Source organism: Streptacidiphilus sp. PAMC 29251 (assembly GCF_054208735.2).
On the sequence record NZ_CM135725.2, the window covers coordinates 3789321 to 3811380 of the forward strand.

15 protein-coding genes, 1 tRNA gene and 2 pseudogenes are annotated in these 22060 nt (G+C 72.4%); 9 read left to right on the top strand and 9 right to left on the bottom strand.

Annotated features, from left to right (window positions below):
* Positions 1-34: 34 nt before the first annotated feature.
* Positions 35-1392, top strand: a pseudogene (locus ACXKR8_RS17730) (tetratricopeptide repeat protein).
* Between the two features lie 43 nt (positions 1393-1435).
* On the opposite strand, the gene ACXKR8_RS17735 reads toward ACXKR8_RS17730, so the two are convergent.
* The 8 genes and pseudogenes from ACXKR8_RS17735 to ACXKR8_RS17770 form a co-directional block, all read right to left on the bottom strand.
* On the bottom strand, positions 1436-2326 hold the full coding sequence (locus ACXKR8_RS17735; RefSeq protein WP_458273876.1) for a carbohydrate ABC transporter permease: 891 nt from the start codon (positions 2324-2326) through the stop codon (positions 1436-1438).
* Between the two features lie 1007 nt (positions 2327-3333).
* Positions 3334-4662: an ABC transporter substrate-binding protein gene (locus ACXKR8_RS17740; protein WP_458273878.1), complete on the bottom strand. Its 1329-nt coding sequence runs from the start codon at positions 4660-4662 to the stop codon at positions 3334-3336.
* 304 nt (positions 4663-4966) lie between these two features.
* Positions 4967-5674, bottom strand: coding sequence for a ThuA domain-containing protein (locus ACXKR8_RS17745; RefSeq protein ID WP_458273879.1), 708 nt, complete (start codon positions 5672-5674; stop codon positions 4967-4969).
* On the bottom strand, positions 5644-7077 hold the full coding sequence (locus ACXKR8_RS17750; RefSeq protein WP_458273880.1) for an aldehyde dehydrogenase family protein: 1434 nt from the start codon (positions 7075-7077) through the stop codon (positions 5644-5646). The genes ACXKR8_RS17745 and ACXKR8_RS17750 overlap by 31 nt, the downstream gene beginning before the upstream one ends.
* Positions 7078-7253: 176 nt before the next feature.
* Positions 7254-8480 carry an ROK family transcriptional regulator gene (locus ACXKR8_RS17755; protein WP_458273881.1) on the bottom strand — a complete coding sequence of 409 codons (1227 nt, stop codon included), beginning with the start codon at positions 8478-8480 and terminating at the stop codon, positions 7254-7256.
* Positions 8481-8613: 133 nt separating this feature from the next.
* Positions 8614-9252, bottom strand: a complete 639-nt coding sequence (locus tag ACXKR8_RS17760; protein WP_458273882.1) for a histidine phosphatase family protein — start codon at positions 9250-9252, stop codon at positions 8614-8616.
* A gap of 469 nt (positions 9253-9721) precedes the next feature.
* Positions 9722-10759: pseudogene (locus ACXKR8_RS17765) on the bottom strand (IS4 family transposase); the annotation flags it as partial.
* Between the two features lie 257 nt (positions 10760-11016).
* Positions 11017-11697, bottom strand: a complete 681-nt coding sequence (locus ACXKR8_RS17770) for a TetR/AcrR family transcriptional regulator (RefSeq protein WP_458273883.1) — start codon at positions 11695-11697, stop codon at positions 11017-11019.
* A gap of 203 nt (positions 11698-11900) precedes the next feature.
* On the opposite strand from ACXKR8_RS17770, the gene ACXKR8_RS17775 reads away from it, so the two are divergent.
* From ACXKR8_RS17775 to ACXKR8_RS17810, 8 genes are all read left to right on the top strand, one after another.
* The gene (locus ACXKR8_RS17775) at positions 11901-12812 is read left to right on the top strand and encodes a phosphatase PAP2 family protein (protein ID WP_458273884.1); all 912 of its coding nucleotides are present in this window, start codon (positions 11901-11903) and stop codon (positions 12810-12812) included.
* A 58-nt stretch (positions 12813-12870) separates the two neighbouring features.
* Positions 12871-14088 carry a hypothetical protein gene (locus ACXKR8_RS17780; protein WP_458273885.1) on the top strand — a complete coding sequence of 406 codons (1218 nt, stop codon included), beginning with the start codon at positions 12871-12873 and terminating at the stop codon, positions 14086-14088.
* Positions 14085-15656 (top strand): hypothetical protein, encoded by a 1572-nt coding sequence (locus tag ACXKR8_RS17785; RefSeq protein WP_458273886.1) that lies wholly within the window; start codon positions 14085-14087, stop codon positions 15654-15656. The genes ACXKR8_RS17780 and ACXKR8_RS17785 overlap by 4 nt, the downstream gene beginning before the upstream one ends.
* Positions 15657-15659: 3 nt before the next feature.
* On the top strand, positions 15660-16997 hold the full coding sequence (locus ACXKR8_RS17790; RefSeq protein WP_458273887.1) for an AAA family ATPase: 1338 nt from the start codon (positions 15660-15662) through the stop codon (positions 16995-16997).
* Positions 16998-17129: 132 nt separating this feature from the next.
* Entirely contained in the window at positions 17130-17480 is a 351-nt protein-coding gene (locus tag ACXKR8_RS17795; RefSeq protein ID WP_458273888.1) for a hypothetical protein, read from the top strand.
* A 144-nt stretch (positions 17481-17624) separates the two neighbouring features.
* Complete coding sequence (locus ACXKR8_RS17800; protein WP_458273889.1) at positions 17625-18251, top strand: bifunctional DNA primase/polymerase; 627 nt, start codon at positions 17625-17627, stop codon at positions 18249-18251.
* 51 nt (positions 18252-18302) lie between these two features.
* Positions 18303-18375, top strand: a tRNA-Lys gene (locus tag ACXKR8_RS17805).
* Positions 18376-19034: 659 nt separating this feature from the next.
* Entirely contained in the window at positions 19035-19904 is an 870-nt protein-coding gene (locus ACXKR8_RS17810; protein ID WP_462100563.1) for a hypothetical protein, read from the top strand.
* 80 nt (positions 19905-19984) lie between these two features.
* Here ACXKR8_RS17810 and ACXKR8_RS17815 read toward each other — a convergent pair whose 3' ends face one another.
* Positions 19985-21961: a S53 family peptidase gene (locus ACXKR8_RS17815; RefSeq protein ID WP_458273891.1), complete on the bottom strand. Its 1977-nt coding sequence runs from the start codon at positions 21959-21961 to the stop codon at positions 19985-19987.
* Positions 21962-22060: the final 99 nt, after the last annotated feature.

Consider the following 22060-nt stretch of genomic DNA (forward strand, 5'->3'; position numbering starts at 1 on the left):
ACTGGGACGAACCACCAGCACCAGGGGGCTCGCGATGACCAACACCCTCGACACCACCCTCGACCGGACCGTTCCGCACCAGGCCAACACCGTGATGCGGACGCTCCGCGGGGACCGCTCCGCGGGCGAGTTCGCCGCAGCGGTGCGCCGGTCCGCCCGTGAGATCGGCGAGTACGTCTCCTGCGACGCCCGCTATGTCGGGCGGGTCGAGTCCGGCGAGATCCGCTGCCCCAACTACGCCTACGAACGGGTCTTCCGCCATATGTTCCCCGGCTCCTCGCTGGAGGATCTGGGTTTCGCCCCGCGCAGCACGGTCAGGCGCAGGGCGAGCGCACCGGAAGCACCGCCCCGGAACCACGAGGAGAACGACGACGTGCATCGACGCACGTTCCTGTCCGGCGGAACGGCCGCCTTCGCCACCGTGCTCGGTCTCGACCAGGGCACAGCGGTGGGCGCGGTCGTACCCGACCCGGTAGCGCTCGGGACCAGGGTCGGCGCCGCCGACGCCCGGAAGGTCGAGGAGGCGGTCCGCGAGATCCGGCTGCTCGACGACATCCACGGCGGGGACACACCCTCTACGACAGCGCGGGCCTGGTCCTGCGCACCGCCTACCAGCTGCTCAACTGCGGTTCCTACGCCCGCGGGGTCGAGCAGCGGCTGCAGTCCGGCGCCGGGGAGCTGGCCATCTCGGTCGGCTGGCTGGCCCACGACTCGGGCCGGCTGGCCGACGCCCGCTCCTTCTACTCCGAGGCCCTGGCCACCGCGCGGATGGCCGACGACTCCGGCCTGGAGGCGCATGCCTTCTGCAACAGCGCCTTCCTGGCCCGCGACGCGGGCCGGCCGCGGGAGGCGGTGCGGGCGGCCCAGGCCGGCCAGCAGGCCGCGCTCACCTCGGGCTCCGACCGGCTGCGGTCGCTGCTGGCGATGCGCGAGGCCGGCGGCTGGTCCCAGCTCCAGGACCGGGGCTCCTGCCTGCGGCTGCTGTCGCTGGCCCGGCGGCTCTACGACAACGGCCCCTCCGACGACGACCCGGAGTGGATGTCCTTCTACGGCGATGCCGAGTTGGCGGGCCTGGAGGCGCAGTGCTGGTCGGCGCTCGGGGAGTGGGACCGGGCCGCGGCCTGCGCCCGTACCGCCATAGAACTGCAGCAGCCGCACTTCGTCCGCAACCGGGCGCTCTACACCGCCGAGCTGGCGCACGACCAGCTCGGCCGGGGCGAGCTGGCCGCGGCGGCGGACAGCGGCTGCGAGGTGGTGTCGCTGCTCGACCAGGTCCGCTCCACCAGGATCAGGGAGATGGTCGCGGGCACCGCCCTGCGGCTGCGCCCGCACCGCGCGGTGCCCGAGGTGGCCGAGTTCGTCAGCCGCTACGACGCCGCGCTGGCCGGCTGAGCCGGGCAGGCCCGGGCCGGGGTCGACCGGCTCCCGGCCGGGCTCACTTGAGGCCGCCGGTGACCAGGTCGATCCGCCAGTAGCGCTGCAGGCAGAGGAACAGCGCGATCACCGGGATCACCGAGAGCAGGGTGCCGGTGATCACCAGCGAGTACAGCGACGCCTGGTTGGAGCCGTGTCGCAGCAGGCTGTAGAGGCCCACCGTCAGCGGGAACTTGCTGTCGCTGGTCACCATCACGAACGGCAGCAGGAAGTTGTTCCAGATGGCGATGAACTGCAGCAGGAACACCGTGATCAGTCCGGGCAGCATCAGCCGCAGCCCGATCGAGCGGAACAGTCTGGCCTCGCTGGCGCCGTCGATCCGCCCGGCGTCCAGCAGCGAGTCCGGGACGGCTGCGGCGGCGTAGATCCGGGAGAGGTAGATGCCGTAGGGATTGAACAACTGCGGCAGGATCACCGCGAAGTAACTGTCCGTCAGCCCCACCCGGGCGAGCAGCAGGTACTGCGGGATGGCCAGCACCACCTGGGGCAGCAGCACCCCGGCCACGATGGCGTTGAACAGCACGGTGCGGCCGCGGAAGCTGTACTTGGCCAGCGCGTAGCCGGTGGCGGCCGAGATCGAGGTGGCGAGCACCCCGCCGACCGCCGCGTACAGGAAGCTGTTGAGCATCCAGTGCCAGAACACTCCGCCGTCGTAGCTGGAGAGGCCCTTGATGTTGTCGACCAGGCCGGAGCCGAAGGAGGGCAGATAGGTGGCGGTGGAGAACAGCTGGCTGCGCGACTTGGTGGAGCCGATCAGGATCCACAGCGTCGGCACCAGGCAGTACACCGCGCCGAGGAAGAGGATGACGGTGGGCACCAGGGCGATCCGCCGGCGCCGCTGCGGCGGGGCGGCGACCGGGGTGGCCACGGCGGGTTGCAGGGTCGCGGTCATCGGTCGCCCCCGTCGGACCAGGAGGTCGCGCCGAGGCGGGAGCGCACCAGGCGTCCCACGCCGAAGGAGACGGCCAGGATGCCGACCGCGAAGATGATCGAGGTGGCGGCGGCCTGGTGGATGTCCGAGTCGACGAACGCCTCGGTGTAGATCTTCATCAGCGGCACCCAGGTCGAGGAGATGGCGTTGGACAGCGGTTGCAGCGTGTTCGGCTCGTTGAACAGCTGGAGCGCCGCGAGCACGGTGAACAGCGAGCACATGGCGATGGCCGGCCGGATCAGCGGGACCTTCACCCGGAGCGCGATCTGCAGTTCCGAGGCGCCGTCGATCCTGGCCGCCTCGTAGATCTCCGGCGGCAGGGGCGCGCAGCGAGGTGTACATCACCACCATGTTGAAGCCGACCGCCCCCCACACCGCGATGTTGGCGACCGAGAAGAACACGGAGGTGGTGCCGAAGTAGTCGAAGACCCGGCCCCCGATCGGGCTGGTCGCCGGAAGGTAGAGGAAGCCCCAGAGCAGGGTGGCGATCACACCGGGCACGGCATAGGGAAGGAAGATCGTCAGCCGGCTGAAGCGGGCCAGCCGGACCCGGGGGCTGTCCAGCAGCAGCGCGAAGAGCAGGGCGAGCAGCACCGTCCCCGGAATGGTGATCGCGCCCACCTCCACCATCCGCAGCACGCTGTGCCACAGCTCCGAGTCGTGGAAGGCGGTGGAGTAGTTGTCGAACCCGGCCCAGACCGTCCTGCTGCCCGAGGCCAGCAGGCCGCCGCTGACCTTGCGGGCCTGGAGGCTCAGGATCAGCGCGTAGACGCCGGGCGCGGCCACGAACAGCAGGAACAGCAGGATCGCGGGCAGAACCAGCAGATAGGGCAGTCGGCTGCGGCCCGCGTGGTAATCGCCGCGGGGGCCTCGTCGTGGAAGGGGGATCGCCATCACCGTGTCGTCTCGTTCGCAGGGGCGCTGATAGGAGCGGGGGTGGGGCTGGGGAGAGCCCCACCCCCGCAGGCTCAGTGGAGGCCGAAGCCGAGCTTCTTCATGTCCGCGGTGGTGCTGTTCTGGATGGCGTCCAGGGCGGCGTCGAAGGAGGTTCCGGACTGCAGTGCCGCGCCGAACTTGTCACTGTAGGCGGCAAAGGTGACGGTGACGTCCGGTCCCCACATCGAGAAGCTGCGGGCGCCCGGGGCGACGTTCTTGACCTGGGTGTAGTAGTCGGGCTGGTTCGGGAAGAACGCGGGCGGGGTGTCGAGGATCGGCAGCGACCGTCCCGAGGTCGCGGCCGGGTAGATGTTGATGTACTTGACCTGCGCGGTCAGCGCGGTCGGGTCGGTGTTCAGCCAGGAGGCGAACTGCGCGGCCTGGGCCGGGTGCGCCGAGTCGGTGGTCACGGTGATGGCCGAACCGCCCCAGATGCCGGTGGTCTTGTCGCCCGCGGTCCAGGCCGGGAGCGGGGCCACGGCCCACTTCCCGCTGGTGGACGGGGCGATGCCGCCGATCTGGGCGGGGGCCCAGGCGCCGGAGATCCAGGTGGCGAGGGTGCCGGAGTTCATCTCCTTGTTCCACTGCGGGGAGAAGGAGGGGTTCTTCTGGACGACCCCCTTGTTCACCAGGCCCTGCCAGTAGTCGGCGACCTTCTTGGTCGGCGCGCCGTTGATGTCGACGTGCCAGGAGTCGCCCTGGGTGGTCCACCAGTCGGCGCCGGCCTGCTGGGCCAGGCCGGTGAACCAGCCCGGGTCGGCGGCGTCGAAGTTGGTCATATAGGCGCTGGGGTCCTTCTGGTGCAGGGTCGCGGCCTCCTGTGCGTACTGGTCCCAGGTGGTCGGCACCGCGAGCCCGTACTTCTTGAACAGGTCGGCGCGGTAGAAGAGCATCAGCGGGGCGAAGTCCTGCGGGATGCCGTAGACCTTGCCCTGGAACCGGACCCCGGCCAGCGTGGTGTCGTCGAAGTCGGCGACCGCCTGGGTGGTGTCGGCGGTGATGTCCTTGACCACGCCGTTGGCGACCAGGCCCGGCAGCGACTGGTACTCCACCTTGGCGATGTCCGGGCCGTGCTTGGCCTGGTGCGCGGTGATCATCTTGCTGACCAGCTGGTCACCGCCGGCCGGGTTGCTGAGGGTGACATGGATGTCCGGGTGGGCGGCGTTCCAGAGGGCGACCACCTTGTCCATCCCCGGGTCCCAGGCCCAGAAGGTCAGGTCGACCTTTCCGGCGGAGGCCGAGGCCGAGCCGGATGCCGCTCCGGCGGGCTTGTTGCCACTGCTCGATCCACTGCCGCAGGCGGCCAGGAGCATGGCCCCCGCCAGTGCGGCTCCCGCGACTGTCACACGTCTGCTGTTCATCGGCCAGTTCTCGCTTTCCTCGGCGCTGAGGTCCGGGTAGCCACTTTGACTGAGACTTAAGTTAAGTCGCTATACATGGGGGGTCAACAGATCGGACAGATCAGTTTTCGCCACTTCAGGCGATTATTCGAGCCATTCGCGCGAGCATGCCTGGTACCCGGCCCGCTGTCAGGAGCGGGTCGGGTACCAGGCCGTTCATACGGCCGCACGGACAGCCGCGCAGGCAGCCGTTCATGCGGCTGTGCGGGCAGCAGCCCAAGCCGCCGTGCAGGCAGCCGTCCGCACGGCACCGGGACGCGGCAGGTCAGCGCGCTGCCCACAGCAGGCCCCGGGCCGTGAGCGTCCGCACCGTGGGTTCCAGCAGGTCGGACGGGCTGTGCCCGATCGCGGAGAAGAACACCCGCCCCAGCCCCCACAGCCGGGTCCACACCACCGGCATCCCCACCGCCGCGTCGCCCTGCCCGGCCCCCTCCGGATCGATGACGGTGCTGGCCAGGGTGGTGTTGTGGGCGTCCGTCAGCATCCAGTACTGCTCGGTGTGGACGGTGAAGTCGGGCAGGCCTGCCACCACCGGGTGGTCCGCCTGCTCCGGCTCGATCCGCACCCCGTAGCTGAGGTGCTCCTCCGGATGGTGCAGGAACAGGCCGCCGACCATGCGCAGATAGTCGGTGTCGTCGGTGAAGGTGCCGACCATGCCCCCGTGCCAGCCGGCGAAGCCGGTGCCCGCGCGGACCGCGGACACCAGGCCCTCGCTCTGCTCCGGGGTCAGTGTGCCGATCGACCAGCACTGCACGATCAGATCGGTGCCGGCCAGCAGCTCCCGGTCGCGGTAGACGTCCAGATCCTCGGCGACGGTCACCGCGAAGCCGGCCTCGGCGAGCGCGGGCAGAAAGATCTCGGTGCACTGCACCGGCGCGTGCCCCTCCCAGCCGCCGCGCACCACCAGGGCCCGCTTCGGAGCGCCCGGCGGGCGCTCCCCGCTCACGCGCGGCCCGCCGGATCGGCGGTCCACGCGGGCAGGCTGAGCGGAGTGCGCTGGACGCCGATCCACTGCCGCCTGGTGAAGCCGCCCATCTGGTCCTCGGCGCCGTGCCTGGCATGGGCGTCGTTGATGTGCACCTCGCCCGCCTCCAGCCGCTCGGCCACCCCGAGCCCGCGGACCAGGTCGGCGGTGAACACCGAGTCCATCAGCATCGGCAGGCCGTTGGCCAGCGCGATCGCCTCCTCCTCGGTGTCCACCACGGTCACCGGGAGCACCGGGCCGAAGATCTCCTCGATGAAGGCCGGCATCTTCGCCGTGACGTTGGCCAGCACCGTCGGACGGTAGAACAGGCCGTCGTAGCTGCCCCCGGTACGGATCTCCGCGCCCATCGCGACCGAGGCCCCGACGATGTCGTGGTGCACCCGGTCCCGCTGCTTCTCGCTGATCAGCGGGCCCTGCTCGACGTCGCCGCCGAGCGGGTCGCCGACCCGCAGCGCGGCGGCCCGGCGGGTGAGCGCGTCCAGGTACTCGTCGGCGACGGCGCGCATGACGATATGTCGGCTGGCGCTGATGCAGGTCTGGCCCTGGAACTCCAGCGAGGCGACCATCGCGCAGGAGGCGGCGAGGTCCACGTCGGCGTCGTCCAGCACCACGAAGGCGTTGCTGCCGCCCAGCTCCAGCCGGATCGGCCGCAGCGTGGTCGCGGCCGAGGCGGCGATGGCGAGGCCGACCTCGCGCGAACCGGTGAAGTCCATCAGGTCGAGCCCGGTGTGCTCGGCCAGCGCGTGCCCGGCCTCCGGGCCGTCCCCGGTGACCACGTTGAACACCCCCGGCGGCAGCCCGGCCCAGTCGGCGGCCTCGGCCAGCAGCTGGCCGCCGATGACCGGGGTCAGCTCGGCCGGCTTCAGCACCACGGTGTTGCCGAAGGCCAGTGCGGGGGCCACCGCCCGCAGCGCCAGGTTGACCGGGTAGTTCCAGGGGGTGATCACCCCGATCACCCCCAGCGGCACCGCCCGGGACATCGACAGCTTGCCGGCCTTGTAGGGGGGCAGCAGGTCACCGGCGTTCTCGGTGGCCTGGATCATCGAGATCTGCAGTTGCCTGATGCCGGTGGAGACCTCGTCGTCGGCTTTCGCCCGCACCCCGCCGGTCTCCCGCATGCTTTGCCGGACCAGCTCCTCGTAGTGCGTCTGCAGGTACTCGGCGAAGCGCCGGAGCCCGGCCGCCCGCTCGGGTGCGCCGAGTGCGGCCCAGCCGGGCTGGGCGGCGCGGGCGGCGGCGACCGCGCGGTCGACGTCCGCCGCACCGCCGAGGCCGTAGCTGCCGATCACGGCGCCGGTGGCCTTGTCGGTGACCGTCGCGGTGCGCCCGGACGCCGGCGGGCAGAAGACCCCGTCGATGTAGAGCTGGCCTGCCGCGGGCGAAGACGTCATGAAGGCTCCATGGAGGCGTGAGGGACTCTTTGACTAAGACTTAAGCTAAGTAGCGAGAAAGCAAAAGTCAACGCCCTGCCCACACCTGTGCGAACCCACGCCCTCAGACCATCGCGGCGCCGTCACCTCACCGGTGCCGTCACCTCACCGGCGGCCTCACCTCACCGGCGGCCGCCTCAGACCGCGGCCGCCAGCATCGCGCTGCCGCCCGAGGTGAGCAGCCTGGACACCGGAAGCGTCGCCGCGCCCATGGCCACCGCCTCCTGCCCGAGCTGGCCCACCTCGATCCTGGCCCGCCCGTACAGGTACGACAGGGCGTGCCGCTCGGCGGACTCCCGCACCGTCGGCAGGATCACCGGGCCGATCACCAGACCGGCCCAGCCGGACAGCACCACCAGGTCCGGGTTCAGCAGGTTGATCAGGTTGGCGATCCCGATCCCCACGTACTCACCCACCCTGACCAGGGTCTCCATCGCCGCTGGCGAGCTTTCGGCACGGGCGGCCAGCTCGGCCAGCCTGGCCTCGGTCCCGGTCCCGCGGAACGGCTCGCAACCGACCGTCGACTGGTAGCGGTAGAGCGCGGCCTCGGCCCCGACGTACGCCTCCAGGCAGCCCTGCGAACCGCAGCGGCAGGGCAGCCCGCCGGCGTGGATGACGGTGTGGCCCCACTCGATGGTGGCCGGGTTGGACGCCTCGAAACCGGCCTCGGAGCCGGGTGCGAGGGCGGCCCCGACGCCCACCCCGATCAGTGCGATGACGGCACGGTCGGCGCCTCGGCCGACGCCGCGCCACATCTCGGCCTGGCCCAGCGTCCGGGCGCAGTTGTCGATGAAGAGCGGGGCCTCGATGCCGGGCCGCAGCATGTCCCCCAGCGGCACCCCGGACCAGCCCAGCGTCGGCGCGTACACCAGCGTGCGCCCCGGCGCGTGCGCGTCCGGCTGCACCGCCCCCGGTACGCCGACCCCGACGCCCAGCAGCTCGCGCGGGTCGATGCCGGCCTCGGTGGTCACCTCGGCGACGCCCTGGATCACCAGCCGGGCCACCAGCTCCGGATCGAGCCGGGTGTCGGCGATCGGGTACACGGCGGTGGCGAGCATGGTCAGCGACCAGTCGAACAGGCCGATCCGGATATGGGTCTCGCCGATGTCCACCCCGATGACCTGCCCGTACTCGGGCCGCACCCGGAGCACGGTACGCGGCCTGCCGCCGTCCGAGCTCTCCGAGCCGGCCTCGGTCACCAGTCCGTCGGCGATCAGGTCGGACACCACATTGCTCACTGTCGCCGAGCTGAGCCCGGAGATCCGGGTCAGCTCATTGCGGTTGCCGGATCCCTGGAGATAGAGCCGGGAGAGGAGTGCCGACCGGTTGTGCCATCGCAGGTCGCGCGTCGTGCGTTTAGCCACTGGAGTCACCGGGCCAGTCTGCCAGTTCAGCTGTTCGGAAAACCGGTCGAGTGCCAGGTCCGGCCCTCAGCCGCGGCAGATCGGTGGCATTCGTCAACATTCGGTCGGCATTCGCTTGGCATACGGACCGCATTCAGCGGAGATGCGAGCCGTCGTTCCACATCTCGACCGCCCGGGCGCCGTACTCCCAGTTCAGCACGGACAGCGTGGCCGGGCCGAGTTTCAGCCGCTGGGCGTACCCGGCGGGCAGGCCGAGCCAGCGGGCGGTGAGGATCCGCAGGAAGTGTCCGTGCGCGAAGACCAGCACGTCGTTGTCGGCGGGATTCATGGTGGTGGTGTCCGGGTCGGGGACGCCGCCGTGCGCCTCGGTCCAGGCGATGAAGGCGTCGGCCCGGGCGGACACCTGGTCCAGGGTCTCGCCGCCGGGGACGCCGTCGCGCCAGATCAGCCAGCCGGGGCGGAGGTCCGCGCGGATCGCCGGGCCGGTCAGCCCCTCGTACTGCCCGTAGTCCCATTCCAGCAGGTCGGGGTCGGCGACGGCGCGGTCGCCGAAGCCCGCGAGCCCGCAGGTCTCACTGGCCCGCAGCAGCGGACTGGTCCGAACCGCCGCGGCGGGGAGGCCGTCCCAGGGCGCGCGCTTCAGCCGGTCGCCGAGCAGCCGCGCCATCTCCCGGCCCTCGTCGCTGAGCGGGACGTCGGTCCGTCCGGTGTGCTGCCCGCTCGCGGACCACTCGGTCTCGCCGTGTCGGACCAGCAGGATGCGCGAGGGCACGGGTGTCTCCTTCGGGGGCGGGTGGGCACTGCTCCCCCATGATCCCTGATCGACACCGGTCCCAACACCAGTGCGTTAGGGCGTTGACCTGCGGTGCAACCGTGGCCTGCGTGGCTGTCAGCGTCGTGGGCGGGCAGTGAGTCCGTTTCTCCAGCATTCCGATCTTGGCGCTGAAGGTGTAGGTGGGTGCGCTCTGGGGGTGCTTGCCCGCGTTCGGGGCGTATTTGCTGGTGGTGTTCTTCTTGCTGCGGGCCTTGACGCGCTGTCGGCGGTGCGCGGGCCACAGGTCGGCGAGGATCGCTGCGCCGATCCTTCCCACCAGGTCGGCCTTGTCCTGGATCGTGGTGCCGGCGGCGGTCAGGACGGTGTCTGCGGCGGCCTGCAGCAGCACGGTGAAGCTGAGGCGGTCCATATCCAGGGCGGGCTGGTCGGTGATCGCGTCGGCAGCGGCGCGAATCAGCACCTGGTAGGCGGTCAGCAGTGCCCAGACCTCCTGGTCGAGGCCGTCGATGCTGCGCGAGCGTAGGACGCGGCCGTCCAGGATGCTGGCCTTGATCGAAAAATAGGCGGTCTCCGCCTGCCATCGCTCGTGGTAGAGGTGCAGGAGTTCGCTTGCGGGGTGGGTGGTGTGGTCGAGGAGGCTGGTGAGCAGGCGCCACTGCTCGGTGCGTACGGTGCCGTCGGACAGAGTCACGGTGACCTCGGCCTCGATCACGCGCACCGGCAGGGGCGAGTAGCCCAGGCCGGCCCGGTAGGGGGCGCGCAGGCGGGCCAGGTAGGAGCCGTCTGCGAGGTGTTGAAGGGCGGTGGGGCAGCGGCTGGCGCCCGAGCGCACCAGGAAGTGGGCGCCGGTCGCGGCGGTGTCGGCCAGGAAGTGCACGGCGTCGAAGCCCGCGTCGGCCAGCAGCAGCATCGACGCGTCTAGCACGTGCAACAGGCGTGTGGCGTAGGGTAGTTCACCGGTTGCCTCGGGGCCGAAGGCCGCGCCCAGCAGAGCCCGGGTGCCGCACTCGACGATCACCAGCAGGCGTAGCAGCGGGTAGCCGAACTCCCTCTTCTCGCCGACCCGTTTGGGATAGAGCCAGGTGACCTGCGCGTCTTCGGGCACGTGCAGACTGGTGCCGTCGACGGCCACTGTGCGCAGCCCCCGGTAGAAGGAGCCGGGGCGGTGGCGCTCGCCGACAGGACCCGCCAGCGTCTCGAACAGCACCTTGAGGGGGCGGGCACCCAGGCGGCGCCTCGCCCGGGCGAGCGAGGAGACGGCTGGCCGGACGATCACGGCCGCGGGCAGGTGCGCGGTCAGCTTTCCCCACACCGCCCGGTACGAGGCGTGCTCGAACAGCGCGAGAGCCAGGACGAAGTACACCATCACGCGGGCGGGCAGCAGCCGCAGCCGCTTCTCCCGCGCCCCGGTCTCCTCCAGCACGGCGTCCACCAGGGCAAAATCCACGATCTGGGTCAACTCGCCCAAGTGGCCCGGCGCGTAGACCCCCGGGATCACCTGCATGGCGGGCGTGGTGGCAGACTGATCGCGCAACGGGACTCCCGATGATCATCCGAGCTTGGCAGCAAGATGATCTATCAGGAGTCCCGTTCGACGTTCACGCCGGGGTTGCGCCGCAGGTCACAGGCTTAACGCACTGGTGTTGACACCGGTCCACGGGTCAGCCCCGCGGGCCTCGGGCCCGAGCTGCCGACCCCGGGTCAGAGCTGCCGACCCCGGGTCAGAGCTGCGGGCGCCGGGTCGGAGCTGCGGGCGCCGGCTCAGGTCTGCGGGACCGCCGTCAGCTCACGCAGGCCGGCCAGGATCAGGTCGAGGCCGAAGGTGTACTGCCCGGCCCCGTCCTCACGGGCGGCGGTGAGCTCGGCGGCGAGGCCGCAGAGGGTGGGGTAGAGCCCCGGCGACAGCGCGGCGAAGCGCTGGCGCATCATCTCCATCCGCTCCGGGTCGCCGCACTCGCGCACCTCGTGCATCGCCGAGCCGATGGTGTAGCGGAGCAGGGTGCCCGCGGCCCGGGCGGTCTGCTCGCGGCCGAGGCCCGACTCGTCCAGCAGCCCCAGGATCCGGTCCATGGTGGCGGCCGCGGCGTCGGCGAAGTCGCCTTCGGCCTTCCCCTCCGCGAGCAGGTCGAGGACCGAGGGACGCCCGGTGAGCAGCTCGTACATGGCGACGCAGACCGCGCGCAGCTGGCCGTCCCAGCTGCCGGTGGTGCTCGGCGGCCGGTAGGCGGCGAGGACGTGCTCGCGGGCGGCGCGGAAGAGCTCCTCCTTGCCGCGGAAGTAGGTGTAGAGCGCCATGGTGCCGACCCCGAGGTCCTCGGCGAGGGCGCGCATGGAGAAGGCCGGCAGGCCCTTGGCGTCCAGCAGACCGAGGGCGCGGTCGACGATGAGGTCCGCGCTGAGTGAGTTGCGCGGGGCGCGGCGGCGGGGCTCCGACGAGGACATGGCTTCCTGGCTGGTGGCTGACGGCAGACGGGTGGCTGCGGGTAGGGCGGTGGTTTCGTTCGGGAGCTTACAAGGCTGCGGTAGCAGCCTGGTAAGGCTTCCGTAGGAGGGGGACGCGCTCGGGACGGGGGGTGGTTCTGCGTCCTTCTAACGTACAGCGTACGGTAGAGCGTACGCTTTCGTTCGAACGTCCGGAGTCCGCCATGACCGTGCCGACTGTGCCGCCCGCCAGCTCCGCCAGGAGAAGCGGTCGATGGCAGCTGGAGCTGCTGCTGCTCGGGATCCTCTACCTGGCCTACGACGGCAGCAGGCTGCTGGTCGGCGGCGGGTTCGACGAGGCCGTCCAGGACGCCCGCGGCCTCTTCAACGCGGAGCAGTGGCTGCACCTGGACCCCGAGCGCTGGCTGAACAGCACCTTCAGCAGCGAGAAGTGGCTCGGCATCCCGGCCGACTTCTCCTACGCCACGCTGCACTACCTGGTCACCCCGGCCGTGCTGCTCTGGCTCTGGCGCCGGCACCGCGAGCAGTACCGCCGGGCCAGGACCTGGCTGGCCACCACCACGGTGCTGGCGCTGGTCGGATTCATCCTCTTCCCCGCCGCCCCGCCCCGGCTGCTGCCCGCGGCCTACGGCTTCACCGACACCATGGCGCAGCACGCCTCGATCGGCTGGTGGAGCGGCGCGGCCAGCGCGCCCAAGGGGCTCGGCTCGATGACCAACGAGTTCGCGGCGATGCCGAGCCTGCATGTGGGCTGGGCGCTGTGGTGCGGTCTGATGCTGTTCCGCTTCTCCGGCGACCGCACCCTGCGCACGCTGGGGCTGCTCTACCCGGTGCTGATCACCCTGGTGGTGCTGGGGACCGGCAACCACTACCTGTTCGACTGCCTGGCCGGGGCGCTGCTGGTCGGCGTGGGCGCGCTGCTGAGCCGGCCGCTGCTGCGGTTCACCGACGGGGTGCGGGCCCGGCTGCTGTTCCTGCGCTACGCGCCCCGGCGGAGCCCGGAGCAGCACCCGGTGCCGGACTACCGGCTGCCCGCCCCCTCGGCTCCCGCCTCGTCCAAGCCCGCGGACGCAGCCGGACCTTCCGTCACCACGCATGCCCCGGTGCTCCATTGATGCCCCATTGACGCACCGGTCCCGATTGTCAGTGCCGGATGCAAGACTGATCCGCACCATGAACGACTTCACATCAGGGCACCGCACACGGCTGGAGCGCAGGCTCGCCGGGCTGCGCGGCGACGCTCCGCAGCGCAGTCTGGACGCCCGCGCGCTGGCCGCGCTGGCCGCGAACCCCGGCTGCAGCCGCCGGGCGGTGCTGGACGCCGCCGGGGTGGACAAGGCCGCGCTGGCGAGCCGGCTCGGGCATCCCGCGCCCTTCGGCCAGTCGCCGTTCGCGATCGGCCGCGGGATCGGCTTCGAGCGCCGGGTCAAGGCCGACGGCTGCACCGAGCTGCTGGAGCTGCTCCGGGCGCTGCTGCCGCTGCCGGCCCCCTACGGGCTGCCCGAGGACGACTCCCCGGTGGAGTTCGCCGAGCTGGTCACCGACCACACGCTGCCGGCCGGCCGGGTCGCCAGCACCCGCGAGGCGCTGCTGAAGGCGGCGGCCCGGCCGGGGGTGTGGACCGTGCTCGACCATCCGCTGCTGCGGCTCGAGGTGGCCGGCTCGGTCGCCCACCTGGAGCCGGATCTGGTGGTGGTGCGCCCCGACGGCCGCTGGACCGTGGTGGAGATCAAGTCCTTCCCGATCCTGGACGGCGGCGCGGAGCCCGCGAAGGTGGGCGCCGCGGCCCGGCAGGCCGCCGTGTACGTGCTGGCGCTGCGGGAGACCGCGGCGGAGCTGGCCGGGGTGCCGGCCGACCGCGACCCCTACGCCGAGCCCGAGGGCCTGGCCGGCGCGCCCGACACCACCGCGCTGCTGGTCTGCCCCAAGGACTTCAGCAACCGCCCCACCGCCGCCCCGGTCGACGTCCGCAAGCCGATGGCGGTGACCCGGCGCCAGCTGGACCGGCTGACCCGGATCGAGCAGCTGCTGGAGGTGCTGCCGCCCGGCGCGGACCTCGGTCCCGAGCGCGGGGAGCATGAACTGGTGGCCACGGTGGGCACCCTGGACGCGGTCTACTCGCCGGACTGCCTCGCCGCCTGCGAGCTGAGCTTCCACTGCCGGCAGGAGGCGCGGTGCGCGGGCTCCCTGGAGACGCTGGGCCGGGGCGTCCGCGGCGAGCTGGGCAGCTTCCGCACGGTGGAGCAGGCGCTGAACGCCGCCGCTGGGGCCGAAAACGAAGGCGACGGGAGCGACCAGGCCGACGACGGCGACGCCGAGTCGGCCGCGCGGCTCGCCCGGGCCGCCGCGCTGCGCGGCGAGGCGCTGCACCCCGGCGCGGTGCGGGGATGAGTATGCTCACCACCCTCGCCCGGATGGAGGCCGTCCGCAGCGGGCGGGCCGAGCCGTTGGCGACCGTGCGGCACCGGCATCTCACCGAGCGGCCGATGGTGGTCGTGCCGCTCGCCGCCGCGGGTGAGGCCGGGGCGCCGCTGGCGGTGCTGCTGGGGACGGACCGGGAGCGGCCGGTGCTGCTGACCGTGCCGCAGCCGCTGGACCGGGACCGCCGCTTCGCCTTCCTCGCCGATCTCGCCGCCGAACTGCTGCCCCATGTCGAGGGCTTCGGCGAGCAGGTCGAACTGCTGTCCAGGGAGGTCAAGGACCCGGCGACGGGCGAGAAGACCGAGGTGGTCCGCGAGCTCTGCGCGGACGCGCCGCAGCTGCTGGTGCCCAGCTCCGGCGGCGTCGAGTTCCTGGGGCTGCTGGGCCGGTCCACCCGGTTCCGGCGCACCGCCGAGGACCCGGAGCCGGGTCCTTACCCGGCGCCCGCGCGGGTGCCGCTGCTCGGCCGCTGGCTCACCCACTTCCGGGACCGGGCCCAGGTGCCCGGCTCCTCGCTGCTGCTGGCGATGACCGACCTGCTCGGCCGGCACTGGGCCACCGGCCAGAGCCGTCTCGAGGACCAGCACCTGGGCGCGCTGCTCGGCTGGATCGCGCCCCCGTCCGGGCTGACCGGGCCCGAGGCCGCGCTGCTGGCCGAGACCGGACGCGATCCGCACGGCCAGCTGATCTGCCCGCCCGCGGGGCCGGCCACCGACCCGCGCTTCGACAGCGGACTGCTCGCCCCGGCGATCACCCGCTACGACGCGGCCCGCACCCTCGGCGACGGCAGGGCGGAGGCAGAGCGCGAGCAGGAGATCAACGAGCTGCTCGCGGCGGTGCTCCGCCCCACCTGGGACCGGATGTGGCAGGGCCTGGACCTGCTCCGCGCGCTGCCCCCGGCCGGCCACCTGGACGAGCGCTGGGAGGGCGACCGCTGGTCCTACACCTCGCACCGCGACCGGGTCGCCGCCGGCGAGCCGCCGCAGCCGGTCCGCGACGACGCGGTCACCGCCGCCCGCAAGCTGGCCCAGCGCGAACGCGAGCAGACCCGGCTGGACATCCAGGAGGCCCTGGACGACCCGCTGGCCATGGCCGAGCACCGGCTCGCCGGGGAGGCCCTGGCGGGTGAGGTGGTCGAGGTCGAGCTGGTGTACGACAGCAGTGGCCGCAGCCCCAAGCCGCGCCCGCTGGTCACCGTCCGCACCGCCGACCGCCCGCACGGCGATCCCGGACGGGAGCTCTACCGGGCGAACGGCCCGAGTGCGCAGAAGGCGGAGCTGGTCGACCAGGACCCGGCCGCGGGCACGGTGACCGTGCGGCTGGTGAACGGCATGGGCCGGAAGAAGGAGCCCGAGCCGGGGAGCGTGCCCGAGCCAGGTGACCGGGTGTGCTTCACCCTGTTCGAACTGACGGCCCGCCAGTCCGCGCCGCTGCCCGACCCCGAGGACACCCCGTGGACCCACGGCGGCCCGCCCCGCAGCTCCGAGCCGGCTACCGCACCCGCTCTCCCCAGCGCCGTCCCCAGCGAAGGGCCGTGACCCTTGACCCCCGACAGCCGTAATCCCGGCGCCGAGGCGGACCGCGCCGTCGCCGCGATCCTGGACGCCACGCTGCACGGCGCCGAACGCGGCACCGTGGTCGACTCCCCGCCCGGCGCGGGCAAGTCCACGCTGGTGGTGAAGGCCGCCCGGGAGCTGGTCGGGGCCGGCGAGCGGCTGATGATCGTGGCCCAGACCAACAGCCAGGTGGACGACCTGGTGGACCGGCTGGCCACGGCCGACCCCGCGCTCACCGTGGGCCGACTGCACGGCAGCGATGCCGCGCCGGCGCCCGAGGCGCTGCGGCATCCGGCGGTGACCGCCTCCACCAAGCCGGCCGATCTGGCCGACTGCTCGGTGGTGGTCTCCACCGCGGCGAAGTGGCAGTGGGTGAAGGACGTCGACCCCTGGCGGCACGCCATCGTGGACGAGGCCTACCAGATGCGCTCGGACGCCCTGCTCGCCGTCGCCCGGCTGTTCGAGCGGGCCCTGTTCGTCGGCGATCCGGGCCAGCTCGACCCGTTCTCCACGGTCGGCACCGACCAGTGGGCCGGGCTCAGCTACGACCCGTCCAGCAGCGCCGTGATGACGCTGCTGGCGCACAACCCGAGGATCGTGCCGCACCGGCTGCCGGTGTCCTGGCGGCTGCCGGCCTCGGCCGCGCCGCTGATCTCCGCCGCCTTCTACCCCTATGCGCCGTTCCGCTCCGGCACCGGTCCTGGTGAGCGGCTGCTGGCGCTGGCCGCCGCCGGCGAGGGGTCGGCAGTCGACCAGGTGATCGACGTGGCCGCCGAGTCCGGCTGGGGCCTGCTGGAGCTGCCCGCCCGGCACACCGTGCGGACCGATCCCGAGGCCGTCCGCGCGGTGGCCCGGATCGTCCGCCGGCTGCTGGACCGGCGCGGGACGACCCGCTCCGAGCGCGGCGACGCGCCGCTGACCGCCGACCGGATCGCGGTCGGCACCGCCCACCGGGACCAGGCCGCCGCCGTCCGCGCGGCGCTCACCGCGCTGAACGTCCCGGTCAGCGGCGCGGACGCGGTGACCGTGGACACCGCCAACCGGCTCCAAGGCCGCGAGTACGACGTCACCGTGGTGCTGCACCCGCTGTCCGGACGGCCCGACGCCACCGCGTTCCACCTGGAGACCGGACGGCTGTGCGTGCTGGCCTCGCGCCACCGGCACGCCTGTATCGTCGTGGCTCGGGCCGGTATCGCGGACCTGCTGGACGAGCACCCCTCGACCGAGCCGGTCCAGCTTGGCGTCACAGTGAAGTTCCCGGACGGCTGGACCGCCAACCACGCCGTCCTCGAGTACCTGAGCGAACACCGGGTATCCGTCTGAACGCATCCGACCTGCGGGAACACCCGACAGTGGGGCCCTGTTCCCACGATGGCCGCGTACCCCGACAATGGACTGTCGTCCTCGCACGAAACACCGGCGAACAGCAGCGAACAACAGCACGGAGGTGCAGCCATGCCCGACTCCCCCACCGAGCCGCAGCCGCGGCGGAGGCTCCGCCCGGCCCCGCTGCTCTTCGAGCCCGGCCAGGTGGAACCGGAGGAGGAGCACTTCTTCGACCTGGAGGCGATCGACGACCCGCGCGAGCTGCTGAACCGCTCCACCGAGCTGGCGCTCGCCTTCCGCGCCGCGGCCGAGCGGGCGACCGAGTTCCAGGCGGTGGCCGCCGCCCACCTCGCGGACACCCGGCGCTTCGACAGCCTGAGCTTCGAGGAGATCGCGGTCCGCGCCGACTGGACCCCGGACTACGCCGCCAAGATGGTCGAACACGGCCGGGGGCTGCTCCGCCAGCGCCGCCACAGCTGATCGCCGCGGCTCACAGCTGATCCGGAACGGGACGTACCACCTGGCATATGCCGGTGAGGATACGCCGTACCCGCTCCATCTGTCCGGCGTTCCGCTCTTCCCACCCGGTTTCCTTCCACCCCCGGCAACTCTGAAGGGGTGGACATGTGGACGCACCAGTCGATCGAGTACGTGACCGTCTCCGGGGAAGCCTGGCTGGCCTCGGCGAGCGAGTACCCGCGCAGCATGCGGGCGCTGTGGGAGTCGCGCCCCTGGGCCCCCACCGTGCTGCCCTGCGGGCGCACCTTCGACGTGGTCAACCTGCCCGGCCTGTTCGGCCGCCGGGTGCTGGACGAGCTGTGGGAGTCCGGCCCCGGCTGCGGCCCGGTGGCCACCCACCGCGGCCGGATCCTGGTCTTCTGCCAGGTCGGCACGGCCCAGCGGCTGCGCACCCTGCTGGTCTGGGAGGAGTGGGCCCGCGGCGTGCCGCCGGTGCTGTGCCACGGCACCGGCGACGCGATCACCGTCCCGCCGATCCAGCGCTCGGTGGACGCCCCGGAGGGGCCGAACCGCTGGATCGTCGCCCCCGACACCCGCGAGCCCTGGCTCCCCGGCGCCTCGGTACTGCTCTGGGCCTGTGTCCGCGCCGCCCGCGGCACCGCCGCCGGAACCCGCACCACCTCCGACCCGGCCCCGGCCCCGATCACCCTCCCGGCCCCGTCCGGCGCCCCCGTCCCGGCGGCGGCTCCGTACCCGCTCCAGCTGGTCGACACCGGGACGCCCCCGGCCTGAATGAATTCGGCAAGCACCCCCGGTGTCATGTAATGTCTTCCACGTCAGCACGCGCCGCTAGCTCAGTTGGTTAGAGCAGCTGACTCTTAATCAGCGGGTCCGGGTTCGAGTCCCTGGCGGCGCACAGACAAGCAGTAAGGGCTTCCTCGCCACGGTGAGGGAGCCCTTACTGCTTTACCAGGGCCGGTAGCCTGGCGGCGTCCGTTCGCACGCGCCTGAATCACCCGGGGACACCAACATGGCCGCCGACTCCGCACGCCAGGACCTCCTGCCCAGCTACCTCGCCGGTTTGGACCGGGCCGCGCTGGTCGGCCTGCTGACCGAGGCAGCCGCAGCGGACCAGGGACTGGCCGAACGGCTGCGCGCGGCCGCGGTGCGGGAGAGCCTGCGGACCGGCAGCACCGACCCGGCCGCGCTGGCCCGGGCGGTCGAGACCGCGCTGGAGCCCGTCGGCCCGCTGGACCGGCCCGGCGCGCGACGCTACGCCGAGCAGGTCGAGGACGCGGTCGGGCTGCTGCGACGGGCGCTGGACGGCGGCGCCGGCCCGGTGGTGGTTCCGCTCGCGGAGCAGGCGATCGTCAGCTTCGGCGAGGCCGTGGCCGCAGCCGGAGCCGGTGCCGGTGCCTGGGCCGACGACCCGTCAGGGGCCTTGCGCGGCGCGGCGGACCGGCTCGCCGGGCTGCACCTGGCCGCCTGCGAGCAGGCCCGGCCGGACCCGGTGGAGCTCGCCGAGTGGCTGGCCGAACGGCATCTGACCCTTGACCACGGCAGTGCCCGTCCGGCGTGGCCGCCTATGCGGAGCTGCTGGGGGAGGTCGGCCTGGCCGCCTACGGGTCGGCCCTGGGCCTCGCCTGGGGCAAGCAGGGCGGCGGGGCGCACGCGCTCGCCCGGCGGATGGAGGAGCTGCACACGCTGCGCGGCGACACCGACGCGCTGGTCGAGGTGCTGGCCACCGACCTCAGCCACCCCAGCCGGCATCTGCGGATCGCCGAGCTGCTGGCCGCCTCGGGCCGCTTGTCCGAGGCGGTGGACTGGGCCGAGAAGGGCCTGGAGGCGGCCCCCGAACAACGCACCCACGACGCCCCGCTGATGGTCTTCCTCAGCACCCACTACGGTGCGGTCGGCCGCCGCGAGGACGCCGTGGCCCTGCACCGGGACCAGTTCCTGCGCCGTCCCGACCCGGCCGCCTACCGGGCCCTGCTGGACGCCGCCGGACCCGAGGGCTGGACCGGGGAGCGCGAGTGGGCGCTGGCCGAGTTGCACCGCCGGGCGGCCGTCACCACCGCCCGCAGCTGGGAGAACCCGGCCGGCCGACTGATCGAGGTGCTGGTCGCCGAGGGCGAGCCGGACGCCGCCTGGGCGGCCGCGGTCCGGTACCGCGCCCCGCACCACGCGCTGCTGCGGCTGGCCCAGCTGCGCGCCGCCACCCATCCGGCCGAGGCCGTCCCGGTGTACCGGCAGGAGGTGGACGAGCAGATCGAGGCGATGACCCGCGAGTCCTACCGGGCCGCGGTGGGCTGGATCGTCCGGCTCCGGGAGCTGTACCAGCAGATCGGGGTCCCGGAGGAGTTGGGAGCGCTGCTCTCCGAGATCCGGGAGACGCACCGCGCCAAGGGCAACCTGATGGCCGACCTGGACGCCAAGGGGCTGTAACCGGGGGCGGCAAAGGCCGAGGCCCCGGACGGTTGACCGTCCGGGGCCTCGGGGTACCGCTCAGCTCAGTTCACGGGAGCTCAGTGGTGGTGTCCGTGGTGCTGGTAGGAGCGGAGGTAGCCGCCGGCCGGGGAGCCGACGCCGGTGACGTCGTCGTAGCCGCGGGTCGCCGACAGCGAGGCGTCCTTGCCCAGGGTGCGGAGCGAGGTGATCAGCCCGCCCGAGGCGTCGGTGCCGTTGGCGAAGTCCACCCGGACGTCGGCCAGCGTGGTGCCGGCGCCGTACGGGTGGTCGGTGACGTCGTGGTAGGCCGAGGTGCCGTACCGGGAGTAGATCGCCGGGTCGGCGAAGCCCAGCGGGAAGCCGTTGGCCTGCTCGGCCAGGGCCTGGATGCCGGCGATCAGCGGGCTGGCGAGGCTGGTGCCGCCGATCCGGAACTGGCTGTACTTGGTCGTCCCGTCCGGGAAGGCCTGGGTCTGGCCGATCAGGAACCCGGTGGTCGGGTCGGCGTCGGCGGCGATGTCCGGCACCACCCGCTTGACCCCGCCGTTCAGGGTGGACAGCGCCTTGGGCACGATGCCCTTCTGGTAGAACGGCTGCGCGGTCCTGGAGCTGGTACCGCCGCCGGCGCCGCTGGTGAACGGGCCGGGGAAGTTGGCCCAGCTCTTGCCGTCGGCCGCGAGCACCGACTTCTCGGTGCCCCAACCGGTCTCGAACTGGTACTTGTTGTGCTTGTCGACGCCCAGCGAGGTACCGCCGACGGCGGTCACCCACGGCAGCGAGGCCGGCATGTCCGACTGCTTGGTGCCGCTGGCGGCCACCTCGTCGCCGTTGTCACCGCTGGAGAAGTAGAAGCCGATGCCCTCGATCGCACCCCGGGTGAAGGTGTCGTTGTAGACCGAGTCGAGCGCCGGGTCGCTGGCCAGCTCGGGCTCGCCCCAGGAGTTGCTGACGATGCTGGCGAGGTGGTTGTCGACGATGTTGTTCAGCGCGGCCACGAAGTCGTCGTCGAAGCAGGAGCCGGCGCCGACGTAGGTGATGTTGGCCTTGGGGGCGATCGCGTGCACCGCCTCCACGTCCAGGGACTGCTCCCCGTACCAGCCGGAGGCGTCGCACTCGTCGGCCCCGGTGTTGGTCCACTCGGCCGCGTCGACCTGCTTCAACTGGTTCTTCGCGTAGGGCGCGTCACCGTTCTTGGCGGCGTACTGCTTGGCGTCCGAGACGATGGTCGGCGAGTCGTAGGCGTCGACGATGGCGACGGTGACGCCCTTGCCGGTCAGCCCGCTGGCGGTCGCGCCGTAGGCGGAGCGCAACTGCTTGCCGGTGTAGCCCTTGATCACGTAGGGCTGCGTCTTCCCGTACGCCTTGGGGGTGCCCTTGGCCGTCTTCGATCCGTAGTAGCTGGAGAAGGGGCCGGAGTTGACGAAGGCCGCGGCCGGACCCGGCAGGGTGTCGGTCGGGGTCACGCTGTCGTGCGTGGCCTTGGTCGGGTTGGTGCTGAGGCCGTCCACCGAGAGCACGGCCGAGGCGACCGAGGCCGGGACCGTGGCCTCGGTGGTCGGGGCGCGGTAGACGTGGCCGTCCTTGGCGTACGAGTGCAGCTGCACGGCGAAGGCCCGCTGGGCCGCGGCGGCGTCGCCCTGGACCGTGAGGTAGTGCTGGTTGGCACCGGTGACCTTGAGCCCGGCCGAGGTGAGCCACGCCTTGACGGCCGCGATCTGCGCGGAGGTGGCGCCGAAGCGCTGCTGCACCTGCTTCGCGGTCAGATAGTGGCCGTAGGAGGCCGACGAGGGGTCGGACACGGCTGCGGCGAGCGCCGCCTGCCCGGCCTGGTTCTGTCCTGCGAGGTACACCTTGGCGGTGACGGCGGCGGAAGGGGCGGTGGCCCCCCGGTCCGCGGACGCCTTCGCCCAGGCGGGCCGGCTGCCGGCCAGGACGGCGCGGCCCTGCGGGGAGGCGGCCTGGGCCGGAGCCCCGGCTGCCACGGCCGCGGCGAACAGGGGCAGGGTTGCTGCCACTGCTATGCCGGCGCGCCGACGTGATCCCTTGATGTGCATCAAAGACCCTTCGGATCGATGGGAGGCAAGGACCGCAGCCCACGTGTGACGGGTGCGGTGCTGTTGAGCAAACGATTCAGGAGGTGAAGCGCTCACGAC

Coding starts and splice junctions, on each gene's coding strand:
- ACXKR8_RS17735 (WP_458273876.1), bottom strand. CDS start 2,326: ATGACCGCGACCCTGCAACCCGCCGTGGCCACCCCGGTCGCCGCCCCG.
- ACXKR8_RS17740 (WP_458273878.1), bottom strand. CDS start 4,662: ATGAACAGCAGACGTGTGACAGTCGCGGGAGCCGCACTGGCGGGGGCC.
- ACXKR8_RS17750 (WP_458273880.1), bottom strand. CDS start 7,077: ATGACGTCTTCGCCCGCGGCAGGCCAGCTCTACATCGACGGGGTCTTC.
- ACXKR8_RS17770 (WP_458273883.1), bottom strand. CDS start 11,697: ATGTCCTCGTCGGAGCCCCGCCGCCGCGCCCCGCGCAACTCACTCAGC.
- ACXKR8_RS17775 (WP_458273884.1), top strand. CDS start 11,901: ATGACCGTGCCGACTGTGCCGCCCGCCAGCTCCGCCAGGAGAAGCGGT.
- ACXKR8_RS17780 (WP_458273885.1), top strand. CDS start 12,871: ATGAACGACTTCACATCAGGGCACCGCACACGGCTGGAGCGCAGGCTC.
- ACXKR8_RS17785 (WP_458273886.1), top strand. CDS start 14,085: ATGAGTATGCTCACCACCCTCGCCCGGATGGAGGCCGTCCGCAGCGGG.
- ACXKR8_RS17795 (WP_458273888.1), top strand. CDS start 17,130: ATGCCCGACTCCCCCACCGAGCCGCAGCCGCGGCGGAGGCTCCGCCCG.
- ACXKR8_RS17800 (WP_458273889.1), top strand. CDS start 17,625: ATGTGGACGCACCAGTCGATCGAGTACGTGACCGTCTCCGGGGAAGCC.
- ACXKR8_RS17815 (WP_458273891.1), bottom strand. CDS start 21,961: ATGCACATCAAGGGATCACGTCGGCGCGCCGGCATAGCAGTGGCAGCA.